At 57.4% G+C, this 20325-nt stretch carries 20 protein-coding genes; 3 read left to right on the forward strand and 17 right to left on the reverse strand.

Annotated features, from left to right (window positions below; genetic code table 11):
• Nucleotides 1-52 precede the first annotated feature (52 nt).
• The 17 genes from QP109_RS03960 to QP109_RS04040 all read right to left on the reverse strand — a co-directional run bounded on the left by QP109_RS03960 (nucleotide 53) and on the right by QP109_RS04040 (nucleotide 16268).
• Nucleotides 53-316: a F0F1 ATP synthase subunit delta/epsilon gene (locus QP109_RS03960; protein WP_195225233.1), complete on the reverse strand. Its 264-nt coding sequence runs from the start codon at nucleotides 314-316 to the stop codon at nucleotides 53-55.
• Entirely contained in the window at nucleotides 316-1764 is a 1449-nt protein-coding gene (atpD, locus tag QP109_RS03965; protein ID WP_006681259.1) for a F0F1 ATP synthase subunit beta, read from the reverse strand. Before atpD ends, QP109_RS03960 begins: the two co-directional genes overlap by 1 nt.
• Before the next feature lie 23 nt (nucleotides 1765-1787).
• Nucleotides 1788-2717: a F0F1 ATP synthase subunit gamma gene (locus QP109_RS03970; RefSeq protein ID WP_285023424.1), complete on the reverse strand. Its 930-nt coding sequence runs from the start codon at nucleotides 2715-2717 to the stop codon at nucleotides 1788-1790.
• A 3-nt stretch (nucleotides 2718-2720) separates the two neighbouring features.
• Entirely contained in the window at nucleotides 2721-4361 is a 1641-nt protein-coding gene (gene atpA / locus QP109_RS03975) for a F0F1 ATP synthase subunit alpha (RefSeq protein ID WP_101627399.1), read from the reverse strand.
• Nucleotides 4362-4405: 44 nt separating this feature from the next.
• Nucleotides 4406-5227: a F0F1 ATP synthase subunit delta gene (locus QP109_RS03980; protein ID WP_101627400.1), complete on the reverse strand. Its 822-nt coding sequence runs from the start codon at nucleotides 5225-5227 to the stop codon at nucleotides 4406-4408.
• Nucleotides 5224-5787: a F0F1 ATP synthase subunit B gene (locus QP109_RS03985; RefSeq protein WP_285023518.1), complete on the reverse strand. Its 564-nt coding sequence runs from the start codon at nucleotides 5785-5787 to the stop codon at nucleotides 5224-5226. The genes QP109_RS03980 and QP109_RS03985 overlap by 4 nt, the downstream gene beginning before the upstream one ends.
• Nucleotides 5788-5795: 8 nt before the next feature.
• The gene (gene atpE / locus QP109_RS03990; RefSeq protein ID WP_101627402.1) at nucleotides 5796-6005 is read right to left on the reverse strand and encodes an ATP synthase F0 subunit C; all 210 of its coding nucleotides are present in this window, start codon (nucleotides 6003-6005) and stop codon (nucleotides 5796-5798) included.
• Between the two features lie 44 nt (nucleotides 6006-6049).
• Nucleotides 6050-6931 (reverse strand): F0F1 ATP synthase subunit A, encoded by an 882-nt coding sequence (gene atpB / locus QP109_RS03995; RefSeq protein ID WP_285023519.1) that lies wholly within the window; start codon nucleotides 6929-6931, stop codon nucleotides 6050-6052.
• A gap of 233 nt (nucleotides 6932-7164) precedes the next feature.
• Nucleotides 7165-7611, reverse strand: coding sequence for a hypothetical protein (locus QP109_RS04000; RefSeq protein WP_285023426.1), 447 nt, complete (start codon nucleotides 7609-7611; stop codon nucleotides 7165-7167).
• 35 nt (nucleotides 7612-7646) lie between these two features.
• Nucleotides 7647-8741, reverse strand: a complete 1095-nt coding sequence (locus tag QP109_RS04005) for a glycosyltransferase family 4 protein (protein ID WP_285023428.1) — start codon at nucleotides 8739-8741, stop codon at nucleotides 7647-7649.
• A 41-nt stretch (nucleotides 8742-8782) separates the two neighbouring features.
• On the reverse strand, nucleotides 8783-9442 hold the full coding sequence (locus QP109_RS04010; RefSeq protein WP_285023429.1) for an L-threonylcarbamoyladenylate synthase: 660 nt from the start codon (nucleotides 9440-9442) through the stop codon (nucleotides 8783-8785).
• Nucleotides 9439-10320, reverse strand: a complete 882-nt coding sequence (prmC, locus tag QP109_RS04015) for a peptide chain release factor N(5)-glutamine methyltransferase (RefSeq protein WP_285023430.1) — start codon at nucleotides 10318-10320, stop codon at nucleotides 9439-9441. Before prmC ends, QP109_RS04010 begins: the two co-directional genes overlap by 4 nt.
• Before the next feature lie 34 nt (nucleotides 10321-10354).
• The gene (prfA, locus tag QP109_RS04020) at nucleotides 10355-11458 is read right to left on the reverse strand and encodes a peptide chain release factor 1 (RefSeq protein ID WP_285023432.1); all 1104 of its coding nucleotides are present in this window, start codon (nucleotides 11456-11458) and stop codon (nucleotides 10355-10357) included.
• 90 nt (nucleotides 11459-11548) lie between these two features.
• Complete coding sequence (gene rpmE, locus QP109_RS04025) at nucleotides 11549-11770, reverse strand: 50S ribosomal protein L31 (RefSeq protein WP_006681271.1); 222 nt, start codon at nucleotides 11768-11770, stop codon at nucleotides 11549-11551.
• A 239-nt stretch (nucleotides 11771-12009) separates the two neighbouring features.
• The gene (gene rho / locus QP109_RS04030) at nucleotides 12010-13758 is read right to left on the reverse strand and encodes a transcription termination factor Rho (RefSeq protein ID WP_285023434.1); all 1749 of its coding nucleotides are present in this window, start codon (nucleotides 13756-13758) and stop codon (nucleotides 12010-12012) included.
• Between the two features lie 256 nt (nucleotides 13759-14014).
• Nucleotides 14015-14959 carry a homoserine kinase gene (gene thrB, locus QP109_RS04035; protein ID WP_285023435.1) on the reverse strand — a complete coding sequence of 315 codons (945 nt, stop codon included), beginning with the start codon at nucleotides 14957-14959 and terminating at the stop codon, nucleotides 14015-14017.
• A 1-nt stretch (nucleotide 14960) separates the two neighbouring features.
• Nucleotides 14961-16268, reverse strand: a complete 1308-nt coding sequence (locus QP109_RS04040; RefSeq protein ID WP_285023436.1) for a homoserine dehydrogenase — start codon at nucleotides 16266-16268, stop codon at nucleotides 14961-14963.
• A gap of 358 nt (nucleotides 16269-16626) precedes the next feature.
• On the opposite strand from QP109_RS04040, the gene pflB reads away from it, so the two are divergent.
• The 3 genes from pflB to pflA all read left to right on the forward strand — a co-directional run bounded on the left by pflB (nucleotide 16627) and on the right by pflA (nucleotide 20166).
• Nucleotides 16627-18744, forward strand: a complete 2118-nt coding sequence (gene pflB, locus QP109_RS04045) for a formate C-acetyltransferase (RefSeq protein ID WP_270772705.1) — start codon at nucleotides 16627-16629, stop codon at nucleotides 18742-18744.
• Between the two features lie 76 nt (nucleotides 18745-18820).
• Nucleotides 18821-19072, forward strand: a complete 252-nt coding sequence (grcA2, locus tag QP109_RS04050) for an autonomous glycyl radical cofactor GrcA2 (RefSeq protein ID WP_006681276.1) — start codon at nucleotides 18821-18823, stop codon at nucleotides 19070-19072.
• A 164-nt stretch (nucleotides 19073-19236) separates the two neighbouring features.
• Nucleotides 19237-20166, forward strand: coding sequence for a pyruvate formate-lyase-activating protein (gene pflA, locus QP109_RS04055; protein WP_285023437.1), 930 nt, complete (start codon nucleotides 19237-19239; stop codon nucleotides 20164-20166).
• The last annotated feature ends 159 nt before the right edge of the window (nucleotides 20167-20325 follow it).

The raw sequence follows: 20325 nt of genomic DNA on the forward strand, positions 1-20325 counted from the left end.
TCAAAAATGTGAAAGTGCCCCCGCTCGGATTCACCCGAGCGGGGGCTCCTTATCAGGAAATCGTACCGTGATCAGCGACCACGGTCACAAAATCAGAGTCAACGGACGCAAATCCGCTGTCAACGGTGAACGTCTGGATACCTTCCTTGGTCGTCACCAGCACAGTGCCTGCATTCAGCATGGCAAGCATGGGCTGACGACCCGGCAGAATACCCAGCTGTCCATCAACCACGGGGATCTGGACGGACGTGCCAACGCCGTGCCAGAGACGTCCCTCGTGGGAGACGATTTCGACTTGGAGTACCTTGTCGGCCATCAGGCATCCTTCTTGAGCTCATGCCATGCACGCTCAACGTCTTCGATGCCACCAGCATTGTAGAACGCTTGCTCCGGAGCCTCGTCGTAGTAACCCTCGGCAAGACGCTTGAAGGCTTCGATGGTTTCAGACAGCGGAACCGTCGAACCGGGAACACCGGTGAACTTCTCAGCCATGTACATGTTCTGTGCCAAGAACTGTTCAATACGACGTGCACGTGCGACCGTGACCTTGTCTTCTTCGGAGAGTTCATCAACACCAAGAATCGCGATGATGTCCTGGAGTTCCTTGTTCTTCTGAAGAATCGCCTTCACGTGGGTTGCAGTGTCGTAGTGTTCGCGACCAACCAGAGTCGGATCAAGGATTCGTGACGAGGATGCCAGCGGATCCACTGCCGGGTAGATGCCCTTCGATGCAATTTCACGCGAGAGTTCGGTGGTTGCATCGAGGTGGGCGAAGGTCGTTGCCGGAGCCGGGTCAGTGTAGTCGTCGGCAGGCACGTAAATGGCCTGCAACGACGTAATCGAGTGACCGCCTGCGGAGGTAATACGTTCCTGTAACTGGCCCATTTCGTCGGCCAAGTTCGGCTGGTAGCCGACGGCCGAAGGCATACGGCCAAGAAGCGTTGAAACCTCAGAACCTGCCTGAGTGAAACGGAAGATGTTGTCAATGAACAGAAGCACGTCCTGATGCTGAACGTCGCGGAAGTACTCAGCCATCGTCAGACCGGTGAGTGCGATACGCAGGCGCGTGCCTGGCGGTTCGTCCATCTGACCGAACACAAGCGCGGTCTTGTCGAAGACGCCTGCCTCTTCCATTTCGCGGATCAGGTCGTTGCCTTCACGGGTACGTTCGCCAACACCGGCGAACACGGACACGCCACCGTGGTTCAAAGCAACACGCTGAATCATTTCCTGAATCAGAACGGTCTTGCCGACGCCTGCACCGCCGAACAAACCGATCTTGCCACCCTGGACGTAGGGGGTCAGAAGGTCGATAACCTTGATGCCCGTTTCGAACATCTTGGTGCGGGCTTCAAGCTGATCGAATGCCGGAGGCTGGCGGTGAATTGGCCAACGCTCGGTGATTTCGAGTTGCTCGCCTTCCTTCAGGTTCAGCGGTTCGCCGGTCACGTTGAACACGTGGCCCTTGGTGATATCGCCGACGGGAACCGAGATCGGTGCACCCGTGTCAGTGACAACAGCACCACGAACTAGACCATCGGTCGGCTTCAGCGCGATGGTACGAACAAGGTTGTCACCGAGGTGCTGCGCGACCTCGAGGGTCATGGTGAAGGATCCTTCACCCTCGCCCTGTCCGGCAAGATCAACATCGACCTTCAGTGCGTTGTACAGCGGAGGAATGCTGTCTGGCGGGAACTCGACGTCAACGACTGGGCCGACGACGCGAGCGACGCGACCTTCCGCTTTTTGTTCTTCCTGGCTCATAGTTCTTCTCCGTGTTCTGGGGCTCAGCCCGCGACCAATGCGTCGGCCCCGCCCACGATCTCACTGATCTCCTGGGTGATGTCCGCCTGACGGGCCGAGTTGGCCAGGCGCGTGTACTTGGTGATGAGCTCTTCTGCGTTATCGGTTGCGGTGTGCATTGCGCGCTGACGCGACGCAAGCTCAGAGGCAGCCGACTGCAGGAGCACATTATGAATACGACTTTCCACATACAGCGGAAGGATCGCATCGAGTACAGCTTCCGGGGATGGGATAAATTCGTATTCGGGGAACGTCGATGATGGATCGTCGTAGTAACCGCGTTCTTCCCCGCGTTCTTGGTCCGATTCGGGAGCGTCAACAACAGAAAGCGGAAGCATCTGTCGGACCTCGGGAACCTGACTCATCACGGACACGAAACGCGTGTATACCAGGTGAACTTCTGAAACACCCGTCATCAGGGTGCCGTCCAAGAAACGGGAGAGAAGTTCGGTTGCGATCTCACGAGTTGTTTCAAGAGTCGGCGAATCAGATTCACCTTCCCATGAGCGTTCGATGGCGACTCCACGGAATCGGAAATACGAGCGTGCACGACGACCGAAGGTATAGATGATGGGCTCTTTACCCTCGTCCTTCAGGCGAGTAATCAGGCGTTCCGATTCACGAAGAATCGTCGCCGCATAGGCACCCGCCATGCCACGGTCGGAAGCAATGACAAGAACAGCCACGCGATGCGTATTGTGACGTTCACGCGTCAGTGCGTGATCCAAATCCGTGTGGATCGCGACTGCTGCAACTGCCTGCGTCAATGCCTTTTCGTACGGGCCAAGACCCGAAGCCGCGCGACGCGCAGCTCCAATCCTTGACGCTGCGATCATTTCCATCGCGCGGAAGACCTTTGCCAGCGTTTGAGTTGACGCAATCCGCTGCTTGTAGATCCTCTGCTGACCACCCATGGATCAGGCCTTCTCGTTCGAGGGACGCTGACGGGTGATTTCTTCGCGAGTCTGAGTTGCTTCCACCTCTAAGTCATCCAGTGTGGCAACGCCTCGACCAGCGCTGACCCACTGATCATGGAATGCCTTCACCTGGGATTCCAGTTCAGCTTCTGTTTCACTTTCCAGCAAACCGGTTGATTCGATCGTGCTCAGAACTGAAGAGTTCACGCGCAGGTGATCCAGCAGGGAGCGCTCGAAGGAAAGAACCGCGTCGACCTCAAGGTCATCCAAGTAGCCATGCGTACCAGTCCAGATCGAAGCGACCTGCTCTGCAGTCGAATACGGCGATGCCTGCGGTTGCTTCAGAAGCTCCATCAGACGCTCACCGCGAGTCAGCTGCTGGCGGGTTGCCGGATCAAGGTCAGAAGCGAACATGGCGAATGCAGCCATCGAACGGTACTGAGCGAGTGTCAGCTTCAGCGTGCCAGCAACCTTCTTCATTGCCTTCACCTGTGCGTCGCCACCAACGCGAGAAACCGAGATACCGACGTCAACGGCCGGACGCTGATTCGAGTTGAACAGATCGGACTGCAAGAAGATCTGACCATCGGTAATCGAAATGACGTTGGTCGGAATGTAGGCAGACACGTCGTTTGCCTTGGTTTCAATGATCGGAAGCCCCGTCATTGAACCCGCACCGAGCTCATCGGAGAGCTTCGCACAACGTTCAAGGAGACGAGAGTGCAAGTAGAAAACGTCACCGGGGTATGCCTCACGCCCTGGTGGACGACGCAGAAGAAGGGAAACCGCTCGGTAGGCTTCAGCCTGCTTGGAAAGGTCATCGAAGATGATCAGAACGTGCTTGCCCTGATACATCCAGTGCTGGCCAAGTGCAGAACCCGTGTAGGGGGCCATGTACTTGTAGCCTGCGGGGTCGGAAGCCGGGGAGGCAACGATGGTCGTGTATTCGAGTGCACCGGCATCTTCCAGAGTTGAACGCACAGAAGCGATCGTCGAGCCCTTCTGACCGATCGCAACGTAGATGCATCGCACCTGCTTGTTCGGATCACCGGATTTCCAGTTTTCGCGCTGGTTCAGGATCGTGTCCAGAGCAATCGCGGTCTTACCGGTCTTGCGGTCACCGATGATCAGCTGTCGCTGTCCGCGACCAATCGGGATCATTGAGTCGATTGCCTTCAGGCCGGTCTGCAACGGTTCGTGAACCGACTTACGCATCATGACACCGGGGGCCTGCAGTTCGAGTGCGCGTCGGCCATCAACATCGGTGATCTCGCCCAAGCCATCGATCGGGCGACCCAGCGGGTCAACCGTACGTCCAAGGTAGCCATCACCAACCGGAACAGAAAGAACTTCACCCGTTCGGTGAACAACTTGGCCTTCTTCGATGCCACCGAAGTCACCGAGAATAACGGCACCGATTTCGCGTTGCTCCAGGTTCATTGCCAAGCCAAGTGTGCCATCGGAGAAGCGGAGAAGCTCATTGGCCATTGTGCCCGGTAAGCCTTCGATGTGAGCGATACCGTCGGCGGTCTCGGTGACGTGGCCAACCTCTTCGGTGGCTACTTCACTGGGACGGTAGGACTGCATGAAGGAGTCCAATGCGCCACGGATCTCCTCGGGACTGATAGACAGGTCAGTCATGAGTAATTCCTTCTGTAAACGTTTCTAATCGGTAGTGGTGGCTGTTAGGAAGCCAGAGCCTGTTTCATATCTGAGATACGAGTCGAGAGGCTGGCATCGATCGATGTTGTCTGTGCACGTAATTTGAAGCCACCGACAAGACCGGGAACAACCGAGATAGCAAGTGAAATCTCTGAGTTAAAGCGCTTTTCCAAGAGCGAACGCAAACGAGAAATCTGCTCCGGTGACATTTCGACCGCGCTTTGAACTGTGACAAGCCGCCTATTTTGGATGACAGCTGACCATTCGGCGAAGCGTCGAAGGTTCACCAGAAGGCGCCCGCGACGAGAACGACCGACGGCACGACGTAGCAAACGCATCGTCCACACTGAAAGCTTCGATTCAAAAATCGCGGTGGCTAGATCACCACGTTCATGGGATGTGCCTAGCGAAGCATCGGAAAGCTTCAAGCGGAGTTCACGGTTGCCTTCAAGGAAATGGCGTACTTCAAAGAGTTCGGATTCGACTCTATCGAGGCTCGAAGCGCGATTCGCATCTGAAAGAACTGCGAGGATACCAAGGACCTCCGTGGCATCGGCAAAGCTATCGAGATCCGACCAGTGTTCACGCACCATCATTTGAAGAACGCTGAGTGAAGCGTCCGTTGTAAGGTGCGAGCTCAGCAAAGTGCGAACCAGCTGGGCTTTGTCCTCACCACTACGTGATGGATCAGTGAATGCACGAATAACCCGCGGTTCTTTCTTCACGAGGTCAGTGATGGAGAAGAAGTCCTCTCCCACTGCACGCGCGTCGACATCGCTCTGGGCTAGTGCGTCTTCGAGTTGCGTTGCACATGCAACGCTAGAGAGTCGACCGAGTTCACTCATCGATTCGTACGCTCGCTTTCACGGAGAGTATCCGCCTCAAGATCGTCAAGGAAACGATCGACGACACGGCTGGTCAGCGCGGTGTCGCTCAGATGTTCACCAACGATCTTTTCTGCCAACTCGGTTGCCAGAAGACCAACGTCAGAGCGCAGGGAGATCTCAGCTGCCTGCTTTTCGGCAAGAATCTGACGTTGCGCGTTCTCGAGGATACGGGTTGCTTCGTTCTGTGCTTCCACCCGCGCGTCAGCAATGATGCCCTGCGCTTCTTGGGAAGCCTTTTCACGAATCTCGTGAGCTTCGATGTTCGCCTGCTTCAGAGCGTCTTCACGATCGCGTGCTACACGTGCTTGGTCTTCCTTTGCCTTTTCGGCAAAAGCAAGGCCCTCTTCGATCTTCGCTTGGCGTTCGTCCATTGCAGCGTAGAGACGCGGAAGAGCGAACTTACCAACGAGGAGGAGGACGATGAGCAGAACAACCGCCGACCAGAAGATCTCGTAGAGCGGAGGAAGAATGACAGCGAGGCCACCTACTTCCTCACTCGCGGCGATTACCTGGTGCATAGCGATGGTCACTTAACGATGAGCGGAAGAACGAAGCCGATGAGGCCGAGTGCCTCGACCATGCCGGCGCCGATAATCATGTTGGTGAACAGACGGCCACCAACCTCAGGCTGACGAGCGGTGGATTCCTGAGTCTTTCCGACCAGGAAACCAATGCCGATCGCAGGGCCGAGGGTTGCAAGACCGTAGCCGATGTAGGCAAATGCTGCGGTTGTCATAGTGTTCTTCCTTTTGTGTTGGACGCCAAGAGGCGCGGTTGGGCTCAGTGAGCTTCGATGGACAGTTTGATGTAAACGGCGGAAAGGATCGTGAAGATGTACGCCTGAAGGAACGCAACGAAAACCTCGAAGGCCGTCATAACAAACATTGCTGCGCCGGTCAGCACGCCGAGGGAGCTCATTGCGTTGAGCTCGTGTAAAAGGATTGCGGTACCGAAGTAGGTCATACCCAAGAGCAGGTGACCAGCAATCATGTTCGCCAAAAGCCGAAACATCAGTGTGGACGGGCGAACGATGAACGTCGAGAGGAACTCAATCGGCGTGATCAGCAGGTACATTGCCTTCGGCAATCCCGGCGGGAAAAGCTGGGACTTGAAGTAGTGGCCAACGCCTTGGGCCTTGATACCGCTTCCGACGAAGGTCACGTAAGTGATGATGGCGAACACCATCGGAACAGCAACGACCGAGGATGCCGCAATATTGATGCCGGGAATAACGCCGGCAAGGTTCATGGCCAAGACGCCAAAAAATGCGAACCCGATGAATCCTGCAAAGCGACGACCGTTCTTATTACCAAGCATTTCAAGCGCAACATTCGCGCGAATAAAATCGGCGAGGAATTCAACGGCCATCTGACCGCGACCTGGAATGAGCTTCGGCTTACGGGCAACACCAACCAGTGCAAGGCAGAGAACAAGCGCCATGATCACGCGGGCAAGAGTCAAGCGTGAGAACTGAAAAAGAGTTCCTTCCCCGAAAATTGCGCTCGGGAAAAAATCCTCAAGTCCGGGTTGATGGGGGTGCTGTGTAAAAGCGGGGACTGCCGTAACAACGATAACGATGACGAGAACGACAAGAAGCGTCCAATACCAGACCGGTTTTGCAGTGCTTGCTCGACGGCTCGTCGAGGGCGATGACGTGGACAGGGTGTCCTCCCGGGTAGGTTAATCGACTTTGACAGGCATTTTCACCGTTGATGAAGCGGTCTGATTATCGTACCAGCAGTGTGAGCTTTGATTCATCTTTAAACATGAGCTCACCAGATTGTTGTGGCTCACGTTTTCCCACATGGGAACGAACGGGCGTTCAGAGGAGGAGTTCGCACGCAGTCGAAAGCCAGTCACGAGGTTCTTTCTGTGCCTCGTGAACCTTCGCACACCTAGTCGACGTTAAACTGGCGCATTCGCACCAGCGCCACCAACTCGAACAACAGAGAGGCGACGATCGCAATCAAAGCGCAGGTAGCGGGAAAACGCACCGGCTGGGCAAAAGCGGTCGGTAGGTAGACGAACAGAGTGATTGCGCCGATGCGACCGATGTACGAAAAGGCAATCCACGCCAGAGGATTGCGGGCGGGCTGGCCGAGCGCCAGAAGCGACCCCACATGAATGCCAATAATTGACGCGATCGCGCCGATAGCAAGGAGGATTGAGAGGATCTGCGCTTCCCCCGCGTAGCCCAGTGCTCCTACACAGAGGATCGCCACCGCTGCGGTCACGATTTCAAGACGCGCAAGCTTTGCCACGGTCGAAGCAAAGAAAGCGGGACGAGAATCGTCTACTCCTTCGTTTTCCTTCGGTTCGTGATTGTGGGAGGGAGTCGTCATTGCAGGTAGTTCTTTCAAAAGTGGGCGACAGATATTCAGCGTGCGCTGTAGCGGGCAGTGGGGAATTCGCGCAGTGTCAGACCGACAGCAACAGCCAAGAATGGGCTGGTAATCAGCAGAATGATCTTCCAGTCGACCACAAGCAGGCAGACTGCGGGAATACACACGAGGGCCGTCCACATCCACATGATCGCGACAACCGTGCGGTGTGAGTGTCCTCGCATGATCAGACGATCATGGAAGTGGGATCGGTCGGCGTGGAATGGGCTCTTGCCTCGAAGCATTCGCCTGATCGACGTGACAACCAAGTCAAGAATCGGGATGAAAATGACCGACAAGGGCAGGACAATCGGGAGCACCCCGACAAAAATCTGTTGCGTTCCCAGCAGCGATGGGTTAATTTGCCCGGTCATGATGATGCCGGCTGCGGCCAAAACAAGGCCGAGCGTTTCCGCTCCCCCGCCCATCATGATTGACGATGGGTGGAAGTTGAACCAGAGGAAGCCGACACATACGCCTACCAGCGTGATCGTAATCAACGAGGCCGTCGTCGCATACGATGTTGCGCCGACGATGCGGGTCACCGAATAGGAATAGACGAAGAATGCCGCCGCCCCAATAGCGATAATCCCCGCTGCTAGCCCATCAAGACCATCAATGAAGTTGACGGCGTTAATGATGCCGACGACAAGGAACACTGTCACGATCAAGGACAGGCGCGATGACCCGATGGTGACGCCGAAGATCGGGAAAGATACCAGCTGAACACCGTTAAACGCCATGATTCCGGTGATCAGGATCTGCCCGGACAGTTTCGCCATCCAGTCCAGTTCGATGACATCGTCGATCACTCCAAGGATGCACATTCCGAGGGTGGCAAAAAGGACTGCCCAGGGAATACTGGTTGCATACAGGGGACTCATGTAGGGAATCCTCGACGCCAATAGAAGCGTCGCGACAAGACCGACCGTCATCGCGATTCCACCAAGGCGAGGAATCGGGTCCTTCTGGATGTCGCGGGAACGCAGCTTGGGAACAATCCCCCACGCAATGCACGCACGCCTGACGATGGGAGTCATCAAAACGGTGACTCCCATGGCGACGAGCATGAGCAGAAGATAGACCTTCATCGGTCGGGGGTCCCAAGCCTTTCAGTGTGAATCGGTTGCGATCACTTCGACGTGTTCGCGGGTTCGATGGTGGTTCCAGCGGTAAGCGATAACTGTTCTAAGGATAGTGTGCCCAGACGGATTGCCCGCACCCCACCCTTCGTGAAGTCGAGGATTGTTGAGGGTGTCGAACCGGAAGTCGGGCCACCGTCAACGTAGAGCAGAACCTGCGTCCCAAAGTAGTCCACTGCTTCGTCGACGCTTGTTGCCGGTGGATTTCCTGTGGTGTTTGCGCTGGTCAGAGCCAGTGGTCCGACCGTATCCAACAGCGTGCGGATGCGAGGCTCGTTCGGCATACGCACACCGATTGTTCCCCCGGTTTCACCCAGATCCCAGCCAAGATTGGGGCGTGCCCGCAGGATCAGAGTCAATCCGCCCGGCCAGTATTCATCTGCCAAGCGGTATGCAACCTCGGGGATATCGACGCAGAGAGTTTCGATTGATTCGCGCCCCGGAACGACAACGGGCGGCGGCATCTGGCGACCTCGTCCCTTGGCGGCAAGAACGCGAGCCACTGCGTCAGGATTACTCGCATCGCACCCGATTCCGTACACGGTGTCTGTCGGAATGACGATCAGCTGACCGCTTTTGACAGCGGTTGTCGCTTCCTTCAGGTCTGAGCTATCCCACGTGGGGGTGCAAGAAATGATTCGCGTAGTCACATCGGCATTGTGCCACGTCTGGTAACAAGGTAGCGATCACGACCCGTCAGATCGGGCATGGTCTGAGGGTGCGTGAAGCCTGCCCGTTGTGCAGCGGTACGCATCAGTTCTGATTGACTCGGCGAGTGTTCAACAATCACCCAACCGCCGGGCTTCAGCAAGGTGGCGCTGCGCGCGAGGATCGCAGATGGAATCTGCATGCCACTCTCCCCCAGCCCGTAGAGTGCCATATCCGGGTCTCGCTGGGCTTCTGCCTGCGTCGGAGCCTCGTTAAAAGGAACGTAAGGCGGGTTCGAGACAACAATGTCGACACTGCCGTCAAGGTCAGCCAAAGTGGCCGGGTCAGTTGCATCACCGTTCACGAGGCCAATGCGCCCGCCACCGTATTTTTCGCAGTTTTCCCTGGCGCATTGGAATGCCACCGGCGACAGTTCAACGGCGAAAACATCGCCTTTGGGGATTTCGTGTGCGAGCGAGCAGGCGATTGCACCTGATCCGGTACACAGATCGACGAGGCGCACGCTGTCACGAGTTTTCAGGATCTCGCGCGCCTGATCGATCGCCTGGCCCGCAACGACTTCGGTTTCTGGACGGCACACGAAGACACCGGGCATTACGCGCAACGTCAAACCGCGGAAGAACATACGCCCAGTGATGTGTTGCAGTGGAACACGTTTCATTCGTCGTTCAACCCCATCAATAAAGCGATGAATGATCGGCGGGGCGATAGGCTCACGGATTGACCACACTGAGTCCACATCCGCCGCCCATTCCAGAAGTTCGCGCGCCTCGGAAGCTGGAGCGGCCTCGTCGATCTGAGAAAGCTGGGCGCGTGCGAAGGCAAGAGCGTCGCGGACGGTGGAAATCTCGGCAGTCATTGGACGGTCTCGGTGAAATGGTCGCGAGAGACTCTCAGGCGCTGGCAGAGGCGAGTCGCTCGGCTTCATCGGCTTCGATCAGCGAAGCGATGACGGGCTCAAGTTCGCCGGCAAGCACCCGATCAAGATTGTGCGCTTTGTAGCCGGTGCGGTGTTCAACGATGCGGTTTTCTGGGAAGTTGTAGGTGCGTACGCGCTCGGAACGGTCAACGGTGCGAACCTGGCAGAGGCGCTGGGCTGATGCTTCAGCTTCGCGTTTCGCACGAGCTTCGGCCGCCAAACGGGACGCCAAGACGCGCAGGGCTGCTTCCTTGTTCTGTAGCTGCGATTTTTCGTTCTGCATCGAGACCACGATGCCCGACGGAATGTGGGTGATGCGGACAGCGGAATCCGTGGTGTTCACCGACTGGCCGCCGGGACCCGAGGAACGGTAGACGTCAATGCGCAGGTCGTTCGGGTCAATGACAATCTCAGTGTCATCTTCAATTTCGGGCATGACGAAGACGCCGACTGCGGAGGTGTGAATACGACCCTGCGACTCGGTGACGGGCACGCGCTGCACGCGGTGAACTCCGCCCTCAAACTTTAAGTGAGCCCACACGCCTTCTTCTGGGGTCACGGTTCCCTTGGCGCGAATTGCCAGAGTGATGTCTTTATAGCCACCGAGTTCAGTGTCCGTTGAAGAGAGTTCTTGGACGTTCCACCCCTTCGATTCGGCGTAGCGCGCGTACATGCGAGCTAGGTCGGATGCAAAAAGAGCGGATTCTTCGCCGCCCTCCCCCGCTTTAATTTCGAGGATGACGTCGAGGGCATCCTCGCTGTCGCGCGGTGCGAGGATTTTCAGTAGCGCGTCGTAGGCGTCTTGCGCCTCATTTTCGAGGCCTGGAATCTCGTCAGCGAACGATGGATCTTCCATGGCCAATTCACGGGCAGCGTCAAGGTCATCTCGGGTGCTCGAGAGTCGATCAGCAGCAGCCTTGATACGAGACAGCTCAGCGAAACGCCTTCCCACGCGACGCATCTTCGCAGGGTCGGAAAGAGTATCCGGCGCCGACATCTCCTGTTCGACGCTTTCGTACTCGCTCAAGAGTGCTTCAAGGGCACTCAGACCTTCACTGGTCTCGTTATCGACTGCCATGGACTTCCTTTAAAGCTGAGTGGTCAGATACGCCTCGGCGCCGGGCGCTTAACGCTCCCGGCGCCGATCAAAACGCAACGTATGCTGGCCTCATTTGGAGGGGCGAACACGCTTCCCGTAACGTGCCTCGAACTTAGCGACGCGACCGCCGGTGTCGAGGATCTTCTGCTTGCCGGTGTAGAACGGGTGGCAAGCGGAGCACACGTCCACGCGCATCTCACCGGTGGTGAGGGTGGAACGGGTGTGGAAGCTGTTACCGCACGTGCAAGTCACGAGGGTATCCACGTACTCGGGGTGGATGTCCTTCTTCATGGAGTATCTCCTGGGTTCGTTGGTGCCCCGGGTCCGGATCCGCAGATCTTCCCACATCTGGTGGCAAGTATCCTTCCGCCTTGGAGTATCCAATTGGAGTATCCAAACGGTGGCGAACCGGTGAACCGATGGCCGACGGCGTCAATTGTGCCACTTTCGGCGTTCTTACGTCTATGTGGCAGGGCCCTCATATGCGTGAAACGCGCGACCTTTTGACGTGCGTTTCACGTCAGGGGTTCTCAGTCAGCACTGGGAGTGGTCTTTTGGACCATCATCAGGAACTCAGCGTTCGACTGGGTTTCCTTGAGCTTTTCAAGGATCAGTTCCAGACCGGACTGCTGATCCAGCGTGCCGATCACGCGGCGAAGCTTCCACATGATGCGAAGTTCTTCAGGCTGGAACAGCATTTCTTCACGGCGGGTACCGGACGCATTGACGTCGATCGCCGGGAAGATACGACGGTCTGCCAGCTGTCGCGACAGACGCAGTTCCATATTGCCGGTGCCCTTGAATTCTTCGAAAATGACCTCGTCCATCTTCGAGCCGGTCTCAACCAGAGCCGACGCGATGATGGTGAGCGAGCCACCTTCCTTGAGATTACGGGCGCCGCCGAAGAACTTCTTCGGCGGGTACAGGGCGGATGCGTCAACGCCACCCGACAGGATGCGGCCGGAAGCCGGTGCGGCCAGGTTGTAGGCGCGCGACAGTCGCGTGATCGAGTCAAGAAGAACGACAACATCCTGGCCGAGTTCAACCAGACGCTTTGCGCGCTCTATGGCAAGTTCGGCGACGATCGTGTGATCCGATGCGGGGCGATCGAAGGTCGAGGCAATGACCTCACCCTTGACGATCGAACGCATATCCGTCACTTCTTCCGGACGTTCGTCAACCAGGACGACCATCAGGTGAACCTCGGGATTGTTGATCTCGATAGCCTTCGCGATCTGCTGGATGACCATCGTCTTACCGGCCTTCGGTGGCGAAACGATCAGGCCACGCTGGCCTTTACCGATCGGAGCGACCAAGTCGATAACGCGTGGCGTGTATGCCTTTGCGGACGTTTCGAGGCGTAGTTGCTCATTCGGGTAAACCGGGGTGAGCTTGGAGAATTCGCGACGAGCCTGCGCCTCCTCAATCGACATGCCGTTCACGGAGTCAACGCGAACCAGAGCGTTGTACTTCTGACGCTGCCGTTCGCCTTCACGGGGCTGGCGAACGGCACCTGCAACGGCATCGCCCGCACGCAGACCCCAACGGCGAACGTTGCCAAGGGTGACATACACATCGTTCGGACCGGGAAGGTAACCAGAAGTGCGGACAAATGCGTGATTGTCCTGGATATCCAAGATGCCAGCGATCGGAGCAAACTGTTCGTCTTCGCGCACCTGTTCTTCGCGGTCACCCCGATCATTACGGTCACGGTTACGACGATTATAGCGATCGTTGCGGTTGTTGCGATCACGGCGACGGTTGTTGCGATCACGGCGGTTACGACCGCGCTCTTCGCCTTCTTCCCCTTCGGGAAGCTCAATGGCGTCCAGAGACGGAGCCTTGACGGAAGCGTTTTCTTCCGCTTCGGGCTTCTCGCTGCCCTTCTTGGGAGCCGGCAGTTCAATCGTCGCCGGTTCGGTTGGTCCAGCGGTCGCGACGCGACGACGACGCGACTTGCGCTGGGGCTGTTCAGCGTCGTCATTCTTCGTTCCCTGATCCTGGGCAGGCGCCTGGGTAGCAGGCGCAACCTGGTCATGTGAAACTTCAGCGGTAGCCACACGACGCGTACCACGGGCACGACGCGCGGGAGCCTCGTCAGATGAAGCGGAAGCCTTCGTAGCTGGCGCAGACGAGGAAGAAAGAGCTTCGATCAGGTCGGACTTACGCATCTTTGACGTGCCCTTGAGACCTTGGCTGGAAGCTAGCGCCTGGAGTTCAACCAGCTTCATGCCCCGCAATGCAGACCGTGTCTTGGGGGCGACTTGTTCGTTTGTCACGAATGAATCCTCACTGGATATGGAGTGCTCTTTTCGAGCAAATGGGGATCTCCCTTTGAAACGGGAGGAATACGTTGCGATAGCGCTGATCGCGTGACGTAAGGGATGAGCCACCAAAACGTGGCAGGCCGTAAGACCTGCTTCAAGTGTACCAACCGTTTGTCTCGATGCGCACCACAACGTTAAAGTCGCGCGCTTGTGCGCATAAAGTCACACGAAAGTGAAAGAAAACAAAGAAAACAGAACTGAAGGATAATCAGTAGAGTTTCGCCAGTCGCCCGCGAGTAATCGCTGCACCTTTGCTTGGCACGTCAAGAGTCATGACTTTCCAGCCCACTGATCTGGCGTCCTGGCAGATTTCGTCCGGCACCGTCTCCATGGCCAGAACCGTCGGTCCAGCACCAGAAACTGTGGCCGCGATGCCGGCATTGCGCAACCAATCCACCAGCGCAAGCGAAGGCTCCATAGCTTCGCGTCGGTATTCCTGGTGCAAAACATCCGCCGTGGCATCCATCAGCAGATCGTGGAACGAGGCCTGCCCTACCGAACGAGCCTGTCCTGAAAGGAGGGCAGAAAGAAGAGCGGCTCGGGCGACATTGAAGCGCGCATCTGTATGGGTGACCACTTGCGGAAGAGCGGAACGGGCCTTTTCGGTTGCCAATTCAAAGTCAGGTATAAAGACGACGGGGGCAATGGCGGTAGGAACCGAGAGTGAAACTGCAGCCGGCCGGCCGTTATCGACCCACGCGATTGTTGCTCCACCAGCGATTGCTGGCGCAACGTTGTCGGGGTGTCCTTCCAGTTCGGTACCGATCATGAGGACTTCTTCATCCGTCAGGACATCTTCGCGCCCGATAAGCGCGCGGGCAAGAAGGATTCCCGCAACGATCGCACTGGCTGATGAACCCATTCCGCGCGAATGAGGAATACGGTTTGTGCAACGCATTTTCACGCCAATCTGCGGTGCGCCCGCACGATCGAGCGCTAAGCGCATCGCTTGGACGACAAGATTGTCTTCACCGGTTGCAACGTTCCCTGCGCCCTCACCTTCAACGGTGACGCTTGTGTGGACTCCGGAGGTTGCGTGAACTGCGACTTCGTCCCAAAGGTTCAGCGCCAGCCCCATCGAGTCGAATCCTGGGCCAAGGTTCGCGCTGGTTGCGGGGACACGGACGGCAACGAATTCTTCGGTGACTCTCACGTCACTCCCCTTCGACGCGAATTACGCTGGTGACTTCACGAACCGCGGGCGAGCACGACAGGGCGTGTGCGACTGCCGCCAGATTCGCTTCGCGGGCAAGGTGGGTTGTCGCCACGATAACGCAGGCACCCGGTTCCTTGTCGTCGCGCTGGTGCACAGACTGGATGGAGACGCCGTGGCGAGCGAAGATTCCGGCAACATCGGAAAGTACGCCAAGGCGATCCTCTACCTGCATACGAATCTGGTAGCGAGTGAAGACCGTGCCCGGGTCAAGAATCGGCAGGTGAGCGTAGACGGACTCACGGGGTGCGTGTCCGCCGAACGCGCGGTGGTGGGCAGCAGCGACGAGGTCCGAAAGAACGGCGGACGCGGTGGGAGCACCGCCTGCACCCTGACCGTAGAACATCAGACGGCCTGCTGCTTCACCTTCGACGAGGATGGCGTTGAACGCTCCGTCGACACTGGCCAGAGGCGAATCGAGCGGGACGAGCGCAGGGTGGACGCGCATGGCAACGCCGTCTTTACCATCTTCTCCAACACGACGCTCAGCGATGGCAAGAAGCTTGATCGCACGACCGAAGAAGGCAGCTTCTTCCATATCTTCTGCCGTTATCTTGGTGATGCCTTCAACGGCAACGTCATCGATTCCGACGCGCGTATGGAAAGCCAACGAGGCCAGAATTGAACATTTTGCTGCCGCATCGAAACCGTCAACATCTGCGCTGGGATCAGCTTCGGCAAAACCGAGCTCCTGGGCTTGCTTCAGCGCTTCCTCATAGGACAGACCGCGCGATGCCATCGCATCGAGGATGAAATTGGTCGTGCCATTGACGATGCCCATCACCTTGGTGATGCGGTCACCCGCAAGCGATTCGCGCAGGCCGTAAACGACGGGAACTGCGCCCGCAACCGAGGCCTCGTAGTAGAGGTCTGTGCCGGTTTCAGCCGCAGCAGCATACAGCTCTGGACCGTGAGCAGCAAGAAGCGCCTTGTTGCCGGTCACCACGGAAATGCCCTGTTTGAGTGCACGGATGACATAGGTCCGGGCTGGCTCAATACCGCCGATCAATTCGACAACAATGTCTTGGCCATCGATGGCTTCTTCGGGATGAATCGTCAGAAGTGCAGGATCCACATCGTAGTCACGGGGTGCATCAAGCCTGCGGACCGCCACCTTGTTCACCCGCATACGCGCACCCGAACGAGCTTCAAAATCATCGGCCTGCTCTGTGAGCATGCGGATTACCTGTGACCCGACGGTACCTGCACCGAGAACACCGACTTTCAGTTCGGGGCTACGCTCTTCCACCGAGAAACTCCTTGACCACTCACGTAGGTGCTTGCACTGTTGGTATCGAGCATAGGCATAGATAGGACTCAATACATGCGCGCGTCCATTTCTTTGAGAGAGAAAAACAGTCGAGCGCGGCCTCGTACTTAGAGAACATCACACCCATACTTGGGACTAAGGTCCCTATTAAAAATGTTTATTGTTAACAATCGTGCAGGTTGTGAGAACCCGCACCTGTGACAAATGACCTCTGTATGGAAACCCTCACTATGTAGGTACACAATTGTTACAAGGTACCTACCGGTACACATTCGAGAATCATCTAATGCAGTGCGATACAACGATCGTCCGTAAGCATTTATTGAGAAGAGGAACGATGACAGAGCAGACCGCTCCCAGCATCCCCACACAAGACGCTTGGACCGATTTCAAAACTGGAAATTGGGACAAAGAAATCGACGTCCGCGACTTCATCCAGCGCAACTACACGCCGTACGAGGGCGATGCCTCCTTCCTCGCAGGTCCCACCGAAAAGACGCTTCGCGTCTGGGACACCCTCGAAAAGGAGTACCTCTCCGAGGAGCGCAAGGTCCGCATCCTCGATGTCGACACCCACACCCCTGCCGACATTGACGCCTTCAAGCCCGGGTTCATCTCCTCCGACGACGACGTTATCGTCGGCCTGCAGACAGACGCCCCCCTCAAGCGCGCGATGATGCCCAACGGTGGCTGGCGCATGGTCGAGACCGCCATCAAGGAGGCCGGTAAAGAGGTCGACCCCGAGGTCAAGAAGATCTTCACCCAGTACCGCAAGACCCACAACGACGCGGTCTTCGACATCTACACGCCTCGGATCCGCGCCGCCCGCTCCTCGCATATCATCACTGGCCTGCCGGACGCCTACGGCCGTGGCCGCATCATCGGCGACTACCGCCGAGTCGCCCTCTACGGCGTCGATCAGCTCATCGAATGGAAGCAACAGGACAAGGACCGCTACGCAGACCAGCCGTTCTCCGAGCACTGGGCGCGCTACCGCGAGGAGCACTCCGAGCAGATCAAGGCGCTCAAGAAGCTGAAGAAGATGGCGGCCGACTACGGCTTCGACATCTCCGGGCCCGCGAAGACCGCGAAGGAAGCGGTCCAGTGGACCTACTTCGGCTACCTTGCCTCCGTGAAGAGCCAGGACGGCGCCGCGATGTCGATCGGCCGCCTCTCAGCCTTCTTCGACATCTACTTCGAGCGCGACCTCGCCGCCGGTCTCATCACCGAGTCCGACGCCCAAGAGATCATTGACGCCCTCGTCATCAAGCTCCGCATCACGCGCTTCCTCCGCACGATTGATTACGACCAGATCTTCTCGGGCGACCCCTACTGGGCAACCTGGTCGGACGCAGGCTTCGGCGACGACGGTCGCACGCTGGTCACCAAGACCTCATTCCGCTTGTTGCAGACCCTGCGTAACCTGGGCCCCGCCCCCGAACCGAATATCACGATCTTCTGGGATGAAAACCTGCCCAAGGGCTACAAGGAATTCTGCGCAGCGATCTCGATCGAAACCTCGTCCATCCAGTACGAGTCCGACCCGCAGATCCGCCAGCACTGGGGCGACGACGCCGCCATCGCATGTTGCGTCTCCCCGATGAAGGTCGGCAAGCAGATGCAGTTCTTCGGCGCACGCGTCAACGCTGCAAAGGCCCTGCTCTACGCCATCAACGGTGGTCGCGACGAAATGAGTGGCAAGCAGGTCGTCACCGGCTACGCCCCCATCGAGGGTGACGGCCCACTCGACTTCGACGAGGTCTGGGCCAAGTACGAAGAGATGCTCGACTGGGTTGTCGGCACCTACGTTGAAGCCCTCAACATTATCCACTACTGCCACGACCGCTACGCATACGAAGCAGTCGAAATGGCACTGCACGATTCCGAAATCATCCGCACCATGGGTTGCGGTATCGCAGGCCTGTCGATCGTTGCTGACTCGCTGGCAGCCATCAAGTACGCAAAGGTCACACCGATCCGCGACGAAACCGGACTGGTTGTCGACTACACAACCGAAGGCGAATTCCCGACCTACGGCAACGATGACGACCGCGCCGATGACATCGCCGCAACCGTCGTCCACACCGTCATGGACAAGATCCGTCAGATCCCGATGTACCGCGACGCAATCCCGACGCAGTCCGTCCTAACGATCACCTCGAACGTCGTCTACGGCAAGGCAACCGGCGCATTCCCATCCGGGCACCGCGCAGGCACCCCGTTCGCACCGGGCGCAAACCCGGAGAACGGCATCGACACCCACGGCATGGTTGCTTCCATGCTGTCGGTCGGCAAACTCGACTACAACGATGCGCTCGACGGCATCTCGCTGACGAACACCATCACCCCGTCCGGCCTTGGCCGTACAAAGGACGAGCAGATCGACAACCTTGTCGGAATCCTCGATGCAGGCTTCGTCCCGGACGATACCTGTGAAATGATTTCCAGTAACTAATCATTCTTACCGGGAGCGGGGCGCTACCGAGCCTCGCTCCCGCGACCAGCCAACACCCCATAAGGAGAAAATCATCATGGCAACCAAGACCTACGAAGAGCGCCTCGCAGACATGAAGCTAGCCCGTGAAGAGCGCGGCGAGTCCGACGGCCTGTACCACGCCAACATCAACGTTCTTGATCGTTCCACCCTGGAAGACGCAATCGAGCACCCCGAGAAGTACCCGAACCTGACCGTTCGTGTTTCCGGCTACGCCGTTAACTTCGTGAAGCTCACCCGCGAGCAGCAGCTTGACGTTCTCTCGCGTACCTTCCACCACTCGGCCTGATATCCGCTTTACGCTGGCGTAAAACAGATTCAGCATCTTCCGCTTCGGGGCGCGGGATTCTTCCTGCGCCCCGAATTGCGTCGGCAGCCCTTGACAATTGCGCACTCACAATGAACAGAGTGTGAACGTGCCCCTCGTTCCCCTTCATTCACAATCAGGACACCATGACTGAGCTTTCCCACACCGCCCCCGTAGGCGATGGATCTTCAATCGTTCCCACCGGACCCATTGATTCCCACTCGAAGCTCCGCGATCAAGACTTCCAAGCACCGACCGGTCGCGTGGGCGGTCAAGGAGTCGCAGGCCTGGCTGAGCTGAGCGACGTGGAACGCACGGAGCGTCTGCGCAAGATGCATGACGGCACGCTGGGATCCGTTCACTCGTGGGAGCTTGTGACCGCTGTCGACGGCCCGGGAACGCGTCTGACAATTTTCCTCAACGGCTGCGGGCTCCGCTGCCTGTACTGCCACAATCCCGACACGTTCTTAATGAAGGATGGAACGCCCGTTGAGATCGACGAGATCCTCTCGCGTATCCGTCGCTACCGTAAGATTTTCCGCACGACGGGTGGCGGTGTCACCCTGTCCGGTGGCGAAGCCATGATGCAGCCAGAGTTTGTTCGTCGCATCCTGGCCGGAGCGAAAGCAATGGGCGTTCACACCTGTTTGGATACGTCGGGGTTCCTTGGCGCGAACTGCGATGACGCGATGCTCGACGATCTGGATTTGGTTCTGCTGGACGTGAAGTCCGGTATCCCTGACCTCTATAAGAAGGTCACGACCGGCGACCTTCAGCCGACCGTTGACTTCGGTGATCGCCTAGCGGCGCGTGGCACGACACGCGTGTGGATTCGTTTTGTCTTGGTGCCGGGACTGACTGACGGCAAGGACAATATCGAAGCGATCGGAAACATCATCACACAGTGGCGCAATGTCATCGACCGCGTTGAGGTCCTCCCCTTCCATCAGATGGGTCAGGATAAGTGGGATTCGTTGGGCTTGGATTATCAGTTGCGTGACACAAAGCCTCCCTCACCTGAGGCGACCGAAGAAGTTCGTGATTACTTCCGCTTACTGGGCTTCGAGGTTCACTGACGCTCAGTCACTGTTCGTCCTATCGACGAGGCCCCACATGAGTCTCTCTACTCTATGCGTCATGCACTTTGCGGGTATTCTTTCGTGAAATGGGCGTGTGTTCACACGATTACACCTTCAACGTCGAGTTCGAACTTCGCGAAGCTCTTGCCCCCCAGT

This window comes from Pauljensenia sp. UMB9872 (genome assembly GCF_030212665.1).
GTDB classification, from domain to species: domain Bacteria; phylum Actinomycetota; class Actinomycetes; order Actinomycetales; family Actinomycetaceae; genus Pauljensenia; species Pauljensenia turicensis_B.